Origin of the sequence: Paenibacillus ginsengarvi (assembly GCF_003626695.1) — a bacterium.
Lineage (GTDB): Bacteria > Bacillota > Bacilli > Paenibacillales > NBRC-103111 > Paenibacillus_AB > Paenibacillus_AB ginsengarvi.
Genome location: NZ_RBAH01000006.1, coordinates 13,474 through 26,517, shown reverse-complemented (window position 1 = coordinate 26,517; position 13,044 = coordinate 13,474). Strand labels below are relative to the sequence as shown.

The following is a 13,044-nucleotide window of genomic DNA, read 5'->3' as shown; positions in this document are numbered from 1 at the left end:
AACGGATTAGGCTAATCATAACACGCCCGTTCGGCAAAGTTAAAGGATGGCCCTCCCCGGGGGATAAGACCATCCTTCGTCATCCGTGACCCGATCCGTTTCGGCGTCTTACTGCACCATCTTCGTCAGCAGCCGTTTGCTTTCGCCGGTATCCGTCTTGAATACCTCATAAATATGCAGCGTAAGTGGGTAATCGAAGTTTTGCGTCGTGCCGGTAAAACGGATTTTGTTGTTTCCGTTCGCGAGACGGCCCGTTCCGGTCAGCGGATTCGTGCTGCTCGCCACAAGCCGGCCGGAGCCGTCGTGCAATTCAAACAGCAAAGCGGGAAACTCCGAATCGACCCTCACGCCGGGCTCGCGCTCGATTGTCAAATCATAGCTGCCAACATATGAATACTCGAGCGTTTGCTGATTAAATAAGAAGCTGGTGCTGTTGCTCTTGACGCCGATCTTGAACGGATACACTGTGAACGAATCGAGCGTCTCATAAGGAACCGCGTCCACGCGATAAGCGCCGATCGTAGTTTTGTAAGGCGCTGCCGTCACAGGGTCTTCAATGTTCAGAACCAGATCGCTGCCGCTCTCGGAGGCGGGCAGGGTGAACGAATAGTTTACCGTAACGCTCTCTTGCGGCAGCAGCGGGGTTCCTCCTGCCGCCTGCCTGCTGCCGTCGTAGCGGGAACCGCCGGAGCCGAGCAGAGCGGTTTGGAATACTGGGATCGGAATCGGATTGTTGCCGTCATTCGTGATCAGAAACGTCGCCGTAACCGTCCGGGTTCCTTCCTCCTCATTATCGCCAATCGGCAGTCCGACAAGCGACAGCTGGAGATCGGGGTGCATCCATTTGCTCTTTGCATCCAGCTTCATCGGCGTACCGAGCGTATAAGACGGAATCGCACCCGACTCGGAGGAAGCCGCCAGATCGATTTGGAGTCGGCCGACCTTATAGGTGACCGGCGCGCTCCCCGGCGCCGCGGCAAACGCCTCGGTCGTCAGCACGTTCAGGCCGGTCAATACGGTGTCCGTATCGACCGAGATCGCGTAGTGTACGTAAGCCTCCTCGTTCGCTTCGAGCGATATCGCCTCTTGCTCGATGCGGCTTCCCGCGAACACCTTGCTGCTGCTTCTCCCGTCGATCGTGAAGTCGGGAAGCTGGACGCGATGATCCGCCGTATTGGAAGCGAGCAGCTGCACGACGTACACCGTTCCTTTATCCGTCGTCGTCTCATGGCTTATGCTGACCGGCTTGTAAGAGACCGGGGACTGGAGTGACGGAAACGAAAACGGCATTCCCCACGCCTGCGACACCGACGCATCGGCCGCCGCGCCCTCGCTTCCGTTCCAGGGCCGGGAGACGATTGGAATGGACAGCACCAATGTTTCCGTTTTCGGGTAGGTGTAATAATCGACTTCCTTCAGCAGCACTTCCGCGATCTGAACGCCGTCCGGCCGCTCGATATCGGTCAAAAAGCTGAGCTCGGCGCTTGTTTTCGGCTGAATCGCCTTGGCGTTCGCGGCGCTCGGCTGCACGGGATATTCAGCCCCGTCCGACGTTCGGACGAGCAGCTCGTAATCCGCGAGACGTTTAACCGCCGCTCCGGTATTCGTCATCCGAAGAACGACACCGACCCGGCTTCCCCCTGCCGTACGCTCGTTCAGCACACTTTTCAGCTCGGCCTGCAGCTGATCTTGAAGCGCGTATACCTCTTCGATCGGGGTGGATGTATTGACGGCTCCGGCATCCGCCGCCGCAAAGACGTTCATGCCGGAGGTGCCGAGCATGGCCGAGAACAGGGTAGCAGTGACAGCGATCCGCAACGTTTTTTTCAAAAGACTCGCCTCCATCTGAAAGTTGATTAGTTCGCCAGTTGTACGGTTTCTTTGTCCTTGAGCAGATTTTGCCCGGACACGATGATCTGCTCGCCTTCCTTGACGCCCGAAATTGCCTCCTGATACGTTTCCTTCAGCCGTCCCAGCTCCACCTTTCGTTTCTCCGCGACGCTGCCGTTCAGTATATACACGAATGTTTCGCCAGCTTCGCGGACTACGCTCGTCGTCGGAACCGTTACGACGACCTGGTCGGCTTCCTCGCTCAGCATAATCTGCACCTTCATCCCCGGCTTCAACTTGCGTTCCGGATTGGCCACTTCCAGCTCCAGGGAATACGACTTCGTCTGGGCGCTCATCACATCGGCCAAATACGCGACCGTGCCCGTCAGCCTATCGGCCGAGCCGGGGATGGCCAGATGCAGCTCTTGCTTGCCGCGAATCAGCTTCGCGGCATCCTCCGTCAATTCCGCCTTCACCTTGACCGGGTTCAGCTTCTGAATATCGCCTGCCGAGAAACCTGCGGGAACGGTCATGCCCGCCTCGACGGTAAAGTCCGTGAGTACGCCGCCTACCGGAGCGCGCACCTCCATGTTTTCCAGCGCGCGATCGATCTCCTGAACGGACAGCTGTGCCGTCTCCAGTCCTTGCTCCAGCTGCGACAGCGAATTGGTCGACTCCATCGTTTTCAGCTTGGCCCGGCTGCTCTCCAGATCCATCCGCAGTCCGCTGAGCTGCGTCTCGAGCTGCTCCAGCTGAATTTTGGAGACGAGCCCCTGATCGTAATCGTTGCGCATTTTGTTGTATGTTTTTTCAGTATCCCGAACCGTCTGCTCCAGCTTGGCGATCCCGTTCTGAAGATCGCGCTTGCCGTCGGCCAAATCCTGAACCGCTTTGGCAAGCTGCTGCTTCGTGCCGCTGATCGACACGTTCGCTTTTTCTTTTTGCAGCAGCACATCCTTCGGATCGAGACGGAACAGCAGCTCACCCTTCTCTACCGTGTCGCCGCGCTTCTTCAGTACCTCGCTCACCTCGCCGCCCGATTTGGTCGCCACCGTCATCCGGGAGGAGGCAACAACATCGGCGACATGCTCCATCGGATCGGCGATTGTCCGTTTTTCGGCTTTGGCCGTTTTGACCGTTTTGACCTGCGCTTGCTGCTGTACCGCCGCCGCAGGCGTGGCCTCGGGCGACGACGTGCAGCCAGCGAGCAGGGAGGCTCCGAGCAGAAGCGCTCCGGTTGCCGCGATACTGCTTCTTTTTACCGTCTGGAATCGTTGTTTCATACGGACAGTTCTCCTTTTCGATCGATCACTCGGTTCGATTTGCGCGACAACCGGTGCTTCATATGGGCGATTAATTCGTACATTACCGGGACGACGACAAGCGTCAGCAGCGTCGAGGTCGTCAAGCCTCCGATAACAACGACCGACAGCCCTTTGGAGATCAGCGCTCCTTCGGAGAAGCCGAGCGCCATCGGCATCATCGCCACGATCGTTGCGCCCGCCGTCATGATGATCGGGCGGAACCTGCTCATTCCCGCTTCCATAAGCGCTTCGCGCGTTGCCATGCCGGCTTGCTCGTTTTGCTGCACGCGGTCGATCAGTACGATGGCGTTCGTCACGACGACACCGATGAGCATGAGGAAGCCGATCAGGGAAGTGACGTTGATCGTCTGCCCGGTCACGAACAAGCCGAGGAAACCGCCGATCGCAGCCAGCGGCAGCGAGAACAGGATGACGAACGGCGCGCTGGCATTGCCGAAAGCAAGCACCATGACGAGATAAACGATACAGATGGCCGCCGCCATCGCCAGCATCATCTGGCTGATGCTCGACTGAATATCGTCATTGACGCCCTGCGTTTCGGTACGGATACCGTTCGGCAATTGAACGTCCTTCAGGGCCAGACTCACTTGGTTGCTGACGCCGCCTTTGTTGCGGCTGTCGATGGAAGCGGTGATCTTCACGTACTGCTCCTGATTTTCCCGCGTAATCGAAGCCGGAGCGTCGGTTTGCCGCACCTGGGCGACATCGGTCAAATTAACGATCATGTTCGTCGGAGTACGGATCTGGAACTGCCCCAGCTTGAGCAGCGAATCTTTATACTGGTCATCCAGCAGAATTGTAACGTCGAACACGGTATTGTCGAACCGGTATTCACCGAGCTTCACCTCCGACAGCCAGCTCGAGACGCTTTCCAGCACCTGGGCCGCCGTCAAGCCGTACAGCCGGGCTTTGTTCTGATCTACCTTTACTTCGACCTCTGTCTTTTTCTCGCTCAGGCTGTCCTTGATATCCGTCAGCTCCGGGAATTCCTTCATCTTTTCCTTAATCAGGGCCGCTCCCGCCTCCAGTTGGAGCAGGTCGTCGCCCTTCAGCAAATAGGCGAAATCTTCGCCGGTTCCCATGCCGGCGCTTGCCGCCAAATTGCCGGTCACCTCCGAGCCGCTCGGCAGCAGCTCTGCGATTCTGGCTTCCATCTCCTTCACAAGAGTTGTCGGGTTGGAGTCTTCCGACGAGGAAACCATGACGATGCTTTTGTACGGCACGCGATCGGCGCTGTTATCATAACCGACCATCGATTCGATGTAGGTGAAGGCCGGGTTCCCCTTCGGATCTTTTTGCTGCGCGAGCAGCGCTTCGATCTCCTTCACCTTCGCGTCCATCGTTTCCATCGACGTTTCGCGCTGCATTTTAATATTGAACTGCATTTCTTTGCCGTTCATGCTTTCGGGAATAAATTCGCTACCGAGAAACGGCAGCGTTCCCCCTATCGTGACAACGAGCAGCAGGATCGAGGTCAGCACCGTTTTCTTCGGATTGTCGAGCGCCCAGCCGATAATGCGCTTATATGCCTGCATGAACTTGCCGTCTGTTCCCTCGTGATGCTGAATGTTGCCGCTTCTCAGCACGAGCAGCTTGGCCAGCATCGGAATGACGGTAAGAGCGACGAGCAAGGAAGCAAGCAGCGACACGACGAGCGTAATTGCGAACGGCCGGAAAATGTCGCCCAGTATGCCGCCCACCATCGCGATCGGGGCAAACACGCCAACCGTCGTAATCGTCGATGATGTAATCGCGGACGCCACTCGGGACGTCGCCAGCTTGATGACCGATTCGTTACGCTCCTTGCTTTTTTGCAGCTCGCTGTAGATGTTCTCGATGACGACGATACTGTCGTCCACGACGCGTCCGATCGCGATCGTCAGCCCGCCGAGCGTCATGATGTTAAGCGTGATGCCGAGGCCGTTCATGACTAACAGCGTAATCAGCACCGACAAGGGAATGGAAACAAGGACGATCAGCGTCATCCGCATGTTCCGCAGGAACAATAGAATCATTACCGCAGCCAGAAATGCGCCGATGGCGCCTTCCTTCAACATGCCGTTAATCGACTTTTTCACTTCGACGGCTTGGTTCATAATGGTCGTAAACGTAATATCCGGGTATTCCGTCTGCCACTTCGCGATCATATCGTCGATCTGTGCGGAAAACTGGACCGTATTCGCTTCTTTCGTTTTGAACAGCGACACCGAGATGGCGGGTTCGCCGTTCAGTCTGGACAGAAACGTCGACTCGGAGATCGCTTCGACTTTGGCGATCTGCTTCAGCAGCACCGTATCTCCCGTCGCCGTCGTGATCTTCATATTTTCCAGATTGTACAGGCTGTCCAGGTCGCTATTGATCCGTACCATCTGGTTGTTGCCGCCGAACTTGACGCTTCCCGCCGGACTCGATACGATCGACGCCTGAATGCTTTGCGACACCTGGTTCGGCGTAAGGCCGTAGTTCAGAATGGCGTTCAGATCGAGCTTCAGCTTCAGCAGCGACTCCTGATTGCCGACCGCATCGACGTGATCGAGACCGCTGACCGTACCGAGCGTCGGTTCGAATACATCGTTGAAAATCCGGTCCAGCTCTTCCTGGCTCATCCCGTTTTTACCGCTGATGGCGACGTTGTAAACCGGGATCGAGCCGAAGCCGAATGTGAGCACCTGCGGCTTGTCCGCCTTTTGCGGAAGCTTGACGTTTGTGAGCAAGCTCTCGATATCCTGCTTGGCGTCCTCCGGCTTCCGTCCGCTCTCAAGCTCGATCTGGATCATCGAGAAATTGTCCGACGACGTCGAATGAATCGTTTTGACGCCTTCGGCACCGGCGATCGCTTTCTCGATCGGTTTGCTCACATCCTCCATCACATCGCGCGGAGGAGCCGTGTACACGGTCGTCACAAATACCATCGGCAGCGAAATGTCCGGCATCGTCTCCTGCTTGAGCGACACCGCGGAGAGTCCCCCCGCGCCGAACAAAATCGCGCAGATGATCAAAACCGCCGCCACGTTTTTCATCGAAAAACCCGTTAACTTGTTCATCATCTCTCTAATCCTCCGTTACGATGGCTGGCAAACCCGCATGCAAGTCGAGCTTTCGATCGTTTTCGGAGCGGCTGCCGGCCCGGCCCGATCGTTCCTCTCCTCCTGAAGCTTTCGTCCGGGCCGCGTACAAGTGGCGCCGGAGCGTCTGTTCCTGCTCCTCCCTTTCGCGCATAAGGCCGGAGAAACACAACAACAACATCTCGAGCGAGGCCGATAGCTCGGACAGCCTTGCGCTCGCGGCGCGATGCTCCGTCTCTTCCTCTTCGGATACCGGCACCGCCGACAGCGAATGCAGCGTTTGCCGAAGCGAGCGCTGCCGCTCCGTCCAAAACTGCGTGATATTGTGCGCGAAGCTTGTGCCGAGCGGGTCCGGGAGTGTGTAATAGTCCCGGCGATCGCTCCGTCTCGGCAGCTTCCGGCACAGTCCCTGGAGCGTCATATGACGAATCCGGATGCTGACCGCCGCTTTGCTGACCCCCAGCCGGTTCGCGATTTGTTCCAAGGACAGCGGCTCCGGCGCGAACAGCAGATAAGCGTAGATTTTCCCCGCGAGCGCGCTATGGCCCGCTTTTTCCGCTTCCCCCGAAGCACATAAAACGATAGCTTGCTTCACGTCTGCGAACGTGTTTCCCGAAAAGCTCACGGACGGCTCCTCTCTTCAGGCAAGGTTATTCTAGTTCTATTGTAGTAAGCAGACCGTACCGGTTTAAGTAGCATACGTAAGGAGTTGAATATGATAAATATCATATTGGTTCATCCGGCTGAGGGCGGGGCTAATGGAACTATCGCTTTCCGAGACCGGCCGCCTTGCTGCGTCGGCGCCCTTGGGCGAGTGCAATAACGGAACCGCAAGTTCCGTTATTGCAGCTTCGCGAGCCGTTTTGCCGGCATAGAGGAAGTGCGGCTTCCTTTATGGTCTCAAAACCCGGTTCTGCTCAAGCGATTCGCAGCCCTTAACGGAACTTTCGCTCCCTCTATTCCCCCGGAAATCGGCACCTCGCGAGCTATAGCGGAACTTTTGCTTCCGCTCCTTCGGCGGCTGGAACGGCAAAGCAAGCGCAAAAAACGCGGTCTCCATCGGAGCCGCGTTTTTGTGAATGCTTAAGTTCGGAAAGCGTTAAAGCAGACGAAATGCGACTTTCTTAGCTTACCGGACCTGCGAAGATCAGATCGGCATCCCCTTCGGCTTTTTGCCGGGAACCCAAGCGTGCTGGTCATAGCCATTACGCTCCCAGAAACCGATATGCTCCTCGGCAATCAGCTCGATCCGCTGCAGCCATTTGACCGATTTGTAGGCGTACATTTTCGGCACGATCAGCCTCACCGGGCCGCCCAGATCGCGGACGATCGGCTTGCCGTCCATCATGACGGCCACCATCACATCGTCCAGCCTCGCCTGCTCGATCGTCAAGCAATCGGTATACACGCCGTCCCCCGAATAAAACTTGACGTACTTCGCGCCGTTCTGCACCCCGGCCAGCTTCAGCAGCTCCTTCAGCGGTATGCCTTCCCATGTCGTGCTGTACACCGACCATCCGGTTACGCAGTGAAAGTCGCTAACCTGGACGGTTCGGGGGAGGCTCAAAAATTGCTCCCAATTCCACTCCTGCGGTTTGTCAACGAGTCCGCCGAGCCAAAACTTCCAGGAATCCGATACGAAATGAGGCATCTCGACGATCGTATAAATGCGAAACTCGCCCTTCGCCCCTCCGCCGATCGGCTGCAGCGATTCGGCCAGCGGCGTCGGAGCCGGAATCATCCTGTTCTCGTCGATGATCGGCGCTTCCAGCGACACTTTGCCTCCGCCGCCTCCGGAAAACAGCCACCTGGCGAACTTCGGCCCGACCAGAAGCACCAGCAAGCCCGCGAACGACCATTTCAGAAAAGCTCGCCGCGTATAAATCGTATCGCGCAGCCAGCCGCCCGCCCGGCTCAAGTGCAGCCGTACCGGCACAGCTGGCAGCGGCTCTGCCTCACCCCGATTTGTGACGCCTTCCTTCGCCCGCGTTGCCGGACTTTTGACACGAAGCCAGCGGCTGCGGGTCACGGCATGATAGATCGCATACGGCACGCCGACCCATGTCAGCAGATCGTGTATCCATAACGCCGCATTCGTCAGTAACGGCGGAAGCGAGCGAAACTGCCACAACACGACGCCGGAGACGATCCAGCCGGCAAGCAGCGCGAGCACGATCGCAAGGTTCCACATCTGCCGTGTCTTGCCTCTCAGCTGCTTCAGATGCCTTCGCATCGCGGGCAAATAGAGGAGGACGACAATGGCCGATACGATACCTAGGACAATATGCAGCTGCTTAAGCGTAACCCGGACAATGCTGAATTCGCCCCGCAGCGCCGGCACGAACAGGATGAGCCCCGTTACCGCCAACGCCAGCACGAGCCATCCGTTCCATGCATGCAGGCGAATCAGCCTTTTGCCGAGCGAGCCGCTGCGGCGTCTCCGATCTTGATCCATCGCCATGCTCCTCCTGTTCGGGCGGCGGGACTCGGCCCGCTTGCCGGTATCCTACTTCTATATAGAAGTATACGCGGCTTACGCCTGATCAGTTTTGCTATCCGGCTATAATCCGTTTCACTTTGACGAGACGGGCCTTCCAGCGGTCGTCCAGTTCGGAGACGACTACGCCGATGCCGGTACGGTACGTATGCAAAATTTTATTATCGCCAATATAGACGGCTACGTGGCCGATGCGCTCCGTGCCGGTTTTGTCCTTCCGTTTCGGCGTCGTAAAAAACAGCAGGTCTCCCTTGCGGATCTGGTCCAGGCTTGTCTCACTGCCGATCTCGCTCTGCTCGCGGGAATTGCGCGGCAGCTTCACACCGTTTTTGCCGAACAAATAGTTCATGAACGAGGAGCAGTCGAACGTCTCGGTCTGGCCGAGCTTCGCCCCGAAATCGTACGGGGTGCCCATATAGGTCATGCCGAGCGTGATGACCGCATCCGCCTTTTTCTCCCAGGCCGGCGCTTCCCCTTTTGCAGGCGCAAATTTGTAGCTCGGGTAGTTTCCGTTCGAATCCTGCGCATCCGCCATCGGGTCGTCTTCGTTATCCAGAGCCAGGATCGCCGTTTTCGTCGCATCGTTCCAGTCTACCTTGTACCCGAGCGTCTGTGCAGCAAGCCGGATCGGCACATAGGTCGTTCCCTTGTAGTTGAGACTGGCCGGCAAGCTCAAATCTCCGTCCCGGTAAGGCGTTTCGGAGCTGAACGTGCTTCCTCCAACCGCCCAGCGGAAAGGCACCACATCAAGCTCCACCTTTGCGATTCCCGATGCAAAAGCAATGTTCGCCATCACCGATAGTCCCGCCACTCCCGATAACGCTATCGTCAGCCATTTTTTATTCATCATTTAGTTCCTCCACAGTTGTCGTCAGGTCCATTGCAACAGGGTATTCTCCCCGGCTAGTCATAGCCGCTTTTCATGCATTGCGCTTGTAAAGCATTCGGCGGCGGACGACCCTTTTCGGGGAGTGGAGAAATTGGTAACAACATGCAAGAAACTTGCTCACTTACTAAACTTTGACGTATACTATATATGCAAACAAATACAAAGAGGCTTTGTATTTTCTTATTTAAAAGAGCATTATCGACATATTTCAAGATGAGCCCTACATTGCTAAATTCGAAAGAGAATACTAAGATCAATCGTACAAGAGAGGCGAAACGTCATGAAACTGCTCGGCATATCCGGAACGATTATCGGCTCCAAGACAGCCGCCGCTGTCGATCACGTGCTGCGGGAAGCGCGCAAACACGATGCAAGCGTCGAAACCGAGTTGCTCGATTTGAAGCAATACACCGTCCAATTTTGCGACGGCCGCGACCCTTCCGCCTATACGGGAGATACGAAAATCGTGATCGACAAAATCGCGGAAGCGGACTTTTACGTCATCGGCACTCCGATCTTCCAGGCTTCCTTGGCCGGTCCGCTCAAAAACTTGTTCGATCTGATTCCCGTATCCGCACTTCATAAAAAGGTGATCGGTTTCGTCGCCACCGGCGGAACGTATCAGCACTACCTCGTGATCGAAAACCAGCTTAAGCCGATAGCCGGGTATTTCCGCTCCTACGTCGCACCGAGTTATGTATACTTGCATGACAGCCATTTCAACGAGCTTAAGCAGGTCGCCGATCCCGAAGTGATCGAACGGATCGAACGATTGGCGCAAGAGCTTGTCTTTATGCACAAACGATTGAAGACAGCAGCCGATTGATTCAGGATCGGCAAGAAACGGAGACTGAGGATGAAACTGAACGTAACCGACGCAGCTGTGTTTTGCTTTCAGAAGGAATGGCGCTTTCGCCCGGGCGATTCTATCCGCATCTACGTACGATACGCCGGCGGCGGGGAAGACCCTTACGCGCTTGGTATTATGAGCGGAAAACCGCTGGATATCGGCCTGTCGACCGTCGCGGGGGGCATTACCTTTTTTATGGAGGAAACGGATGTCTGGTATTTGGAGGAGCGCGATTTGACGCTGGACGCCAAGGGTGAAGATATTTATTTTCATTTGACGAAATGAAGGGCACGCCCCGAAAAAAAACGGAGCCGCATCCATTGGATACGGCTCTTTTCTTTCACCTTTCGGCGGTCAGACTCACGCCAAGCTACAAAGTGCGTTTCGACGAGACATGCTCCTGCAGCAGGCGGTACAGCTGAATGACCGAATCCTGATGCTTACAGAAGCGGAACGAAATTTTCATCTCGCCCTGCCAGTAAAAAATGAACAAATTGTTTTTGCGCCCGATGACGAGCTCTACATCCCACTTCGAATCGGTCAATCGATATTTGTCGCGGTTGAAAAAAAGCTTCGGCCCGGTCTTCGACTCGTACATGCCGAAAAAATCGTCGCCCAATTTCACGTAAAACCCGCGCTCCATTGCTTGGAGCCCTTCGTCCATGATTCAACAGCCCCTTTGCTATCGTGAATTTGCAGACAAGGTCCATCCCGCGCGTCATGTCCGAACAAAACAAAAAAACCTCAATCGCATTCGTTCGGTAGCTGGCTGACATAGTCCCCGTTCTTCACGAACTGAGACTTTAGCCCCTATAGCTTTGCGTCGCCGGCTTTAGCCGGTTTTGCCGTTATCGGGAAATAATCGAAGGTTTTGCTTCCTGCCCTTGATTCCTTATCCTAAGAATATAGGAGGTTGGCTTGCTTTCGCATCCTCCTTTATACCTATTTTTGACGTATTTCTGTTTAATCCCGAACATTTTTCCGCTTTTTCGACAAACAATTCGACAAAACGGCGATCGCTTCCCTTCTGCTTATACAAAAAAAGCGGGACGACATCCGCCTCCGCTTTATCCAAATCTATGGTCCGTACTCACCGCGCCTCAGAGGCCGTTATCGTCCTTGGGCAGGCGCCTTAATGACGAGCACCGGAATTTTCGCATGCTGCACGACATGATGGCTCACGCTCCCGAGCACCCATTCCTTGAATGTTCCAAGCCCTCGGCTGCCGATTACGATCAGGTCCGCGCCGATGTGCTCGGCGTTCTCCAAGATGGCAATCGCCGGGTCGCCCTGAAGCATCGTAAACGATGTATTCGGCAAATCGCCGACTCTCGCCTTCGCTTCATCCATAATCCGATCCGATTCCGAAATGCTCTCAAGCTCGGTAATGACAGGCGCCACCACCATCGCTTCGCCGACTACGAAGTTCGGGAAATGAAACGCATGGACGACCGTCAGACGCGAATCCGGCGTCGAACGAACGAGATCGGCCGCGCGGTCAAGAGCGGTTTGCGACTCGGGAGATCCGTCATAGGCGACAATTACATGTTGAAATGGCATGGAAGAACATCCTCTCTCTGCTAGGAATGGAGATTCGTCTGAGTACTCGGAGCCCTATAATCGGTATACTATATCATACCCGCGTTTTACTTGATTGAATCATAGAAGATTGGAGCTGATCCGTCAAGTTTACGAGTTCCCCGTACGTCCAGTAGCCGTTACGCCGCGACCCGTCCGCGTATGTCTTACATCCGTAGCCATGCTCCATGCCGCTCTCCCAGCATCCCTCATGCCGGCTGCCGTCCGCCCATACGTATACGCCTTTGCCGTGGAAAAAGCCTTCCTGCCACTGGCCGGTGTACCGGTCGCCGTTCGCATATGCCTTCATTCCATAACCATGCTCCATATCCTTCACCCAGCTGCCTTCGTACTTCGTTCCGTCCCCCCATACGTACGTTCCCCGTCCGTGCCTCCAGGACCCGAGCCTCTCTCCGTTGTATAAGCCGCCCCGCTCGTCTCTCTTCGGATGCGATTCTTCGGATAAGGCGCGATCCGTCGTCCATTCGGCGGCATGATCGTCACCGTCGATGTCCACTACTGTCTCCCTGCCTTCTCCGCTCCTGTCCATTTCGGAGACCGTTAGCCCCCGCCTCGCCGAATCGGCACCGGCCAGATGGAAAGGGTCCGGCACGTAGCGGTCGTCGATATACGTCCGGTAAAACCAGCAGCTCAGGTCGTACATGGCAAGCAGAAGCTGCTTCGCCGCATAGGCGTCAAAAAACAGCTCGCTCTCGCGCAGATCGGCAAGCTCCAACCGCCTCAGGGCGTTCACGAACACCGGCTCTAGCAGCTCCAGCGCCTCCAGCTCGGCGATGAGATCGTCCGGCTCACTGCCTTCCCGCAGTGCGCCTTCCCGCTTCAACATGTCCAGCGCCAGCCATCTACCTGCTGCCTTCAGATCGGCCATAGCGGCGGCAGGGGCGCTTTCGCAGGCAAACTCCGCCCGCGATACAAACGTATACAGCTCGGAACAGGCCTGTTTCAGAAAACCAAATTGGGATCGTTTCAAGCTCCGGTCACTCCTTCGC

At 56.1% G+C, this 13,044-nt stretch carries 11 protein-coding genes and 1 riboswitch; of the genes, 2 read left to right on the top strand and 9 right to left on the bottom strand.

What is annotated here, in order from left to right; genetic code table 11:
• Positions 1-108: 108 nt before the first annotated feature.
• The 6 genes from D7M11_RS09980 to D7M11_RS09955 form a co-directional block, all read right to left on the bottom strand.
• On the bottom strand, positions 109-1,830 hold the full coding sequence (locus D7M11_RS09980; protein WP_120747063.1) for a hypothetical protein: 1,722 nt from the start codon (positions 1,828-1,830) through the stop codon (positions 109-111).
• Between the two features lie 26 nt (positions 1,831-1,856).
• Positions 1,857-3,113 (bottom strand): efflux RND transporter periplasmic adaptor subunit, encoded by a 1,257-nt coding sequence (locus tag D7M11_RS09975; protein ID WP_120747062.1) that lies wholly within the window; start codon positions 3,111-3,113, stop codon positions 1,857-1,859.
• Entirely contained in the window at positions 3,110-6,199 is a 3,090-nt protein-coding gene (locus tag D7M11_RS09970; protein ID WP_120747284.1) for an efflux RND transporter permease subunit, read from the bottom strand. Before D7M11_RS09970 ends, D7M11_RS09975 begins: the two co-directional genes overlap by 4 nt.
• A 7-nt stretch (positions 6,200-6,206) precedes the next feature.
• Positions 6,207-6,845 carry a GbsR/MarR family transcriptional regulator gene (locus tag D7M11_RS09965; protein ID WP_120747061.1) on the bottom strand — a complete coding sequence of 213 codons (639 nt, stop codon included), beginning with the start codon at positions 6,843-6,845 and terminating at the stop codon, positions 6,207-6,209.
• A gap of 522 nt (positions 6,846-7,367) precedes the next feature.
• Positions 7,368-8,675, bottom strand: coding sequence for a molybdopterin-dependent oxidoreductase (locus tag D7M11_RS09960; RefSeq protein ID WP_120747060.1), 1,308 nt, complete (start codon positions 8,673-8,675; stop codon positions 7,368-7,370).
• Between the two features lie 97 nt (positions 8,676-8,772).
• Positions 8,773-9,567: a C40 family peptidase gene (locus D7M11_RS09955; protein ID WP_120747059.1), complete on the bottom strand. Its 795-nt coding sequence runs from the start codon at positions 9,565-9,567 to the stop codon at positions 8,773-8,775.
• A gap of 319 nt (positions 9,568-9,886) precedes the next feature.
• Between D7M11_RS09955 and D7M11_RS09950 the strand changes: the two genes are divergently transcribed.
• Both D7M11_RS09950 and D7M11_RS09945 read left to right on the top strand, forming a co-directional pair.
• Positions 9,887-10,432, top strand: coding sequence for an NADPH-dependent FMN reductase (locus tag D7M11_RS09950; RefSeq protein WP_120747058.1), 546 nt, complete (start codon positions 9,887-9,889; stop codon positions 10,430-10,432).
• A gap of 30 nt (positions 10,433-10,462) precedes the next feature.
• Positions 10,463-10,741 (top strand): HesB/YadR/YfhF family protein, encoded by a 279-nt coding sequence (locus tag D7M11_RS09945; RefSeq protein WP_120747057.1) that lies wholly within the window; start codon positions 10,463-10,465, stop codon positions 10,739-10,741.
• 85 nt (positions 10,742-10,826) lie between these two features.
• Here the strand turns inward: D7M11_RS09945 and D7M11_RS09940 are convergent, their stop codons facing one another.
• From D7M11_RS09940 to D7M11_RS09930, 3 genes are all read right to left on the bottom strand, one after another.
• On the bottom strand, positions 10,827-11,120 hold the full coding sequence (locus tag D7M11_RS09940; RefSeq protein ID WP_120747056.1) for a hypothetical protein: 294 nt from the start codon (positions 11,118-11,120) through the stop codon (positions 10,827-10,829).
• A gap of 93 nt (positions 11,121-11,213) precedes the next feature.
• Positions 11,214-11,313, bottom strand: a riboswitch (cyclic di-GMP riboswitch).
• 253 nt (positions 11,314-11,566) lie between these two features.
• Positions 11,567-12,016, bottom strand: coding sequence for a universal stress protein (locus tag D7M11_RS09935; RefSeq protein ID WP_120747055.1), 450 nt, complete (start codon positions 12,014-12,016; stop codon positions 11,567-11,569).
• A 73-nt stretch (positions 12,017-12,089) separates the two neighbouring features.
• On the bottom strand, positions 12,090-13,025 hold the full coding sequence (locus D7M11_RS09930; RefSeq protein ID WP_120747054.1) for an MORN repeat-containing protein: 936 nt from the start codon (positions 13,023-13,025) through the stop codon (positions 12,090-12,092).
• Positions 13,026-13,044: the final 19 nt, after the last annotated feature.

Coding starts and splice junctions, on each gene's coding strand:
- D7M11_RS09975 (WP_120747062.1), bottom strand. CDS start 3,113: ATGAAACAACGATTCCAGACGGTAAAAAGAAGCAGTATCGCGGCAACC.
- D7M11_RS09970 (WP_120747284.1), bottom strand. CDS start 6,199: ATGAACAAGTTAACGGGTTTTTCGATGAAAAACGTGGCGGCGGTTTTG.
- D7M11_RS09960 (WP_120747060.1), bottom strand. CDS start 8,675: ATGGATCAAGATCGGAGACGCCGCAGCGGCTCGCTCGGCAAAAGGCTG.
- D7M11_RS09955 (WP_120747059.1), bottom strand. CDS start 9,567: ATGATGAATAAAAAATGGCTGACGATAGCGTTATCGGGAGTGGCGGGA.
- D7M11_RS09950 (WP_120747058.1), top strand. CDS start 9,887: ATGAAACTGCTCGGCATATCCGGAACGATTATCGGCTCCAAGACAGCC.
- D7M11_RS09945 (WP_120747057.1), top strand. CDS start 10,463: ATGAAACTGAACGTAACCGACGCAGCTGTGTTTTGCTTTCAGAAGGAA.
- D7M11_RS09940 (WP_120747056.1), bottom strand. CDS start 11,120: ATGGACGAAGGGCTCCAAGCAATGGAGCGCGGGTTTTACGTGAAATTG.
- D7M11_RS09935 (WP_120747055.1), bottom strand. CDS start 12,016: ATGCCATTTCAACATGTAATTGTCGCCTATGACGGATCTCCCGAGTCG.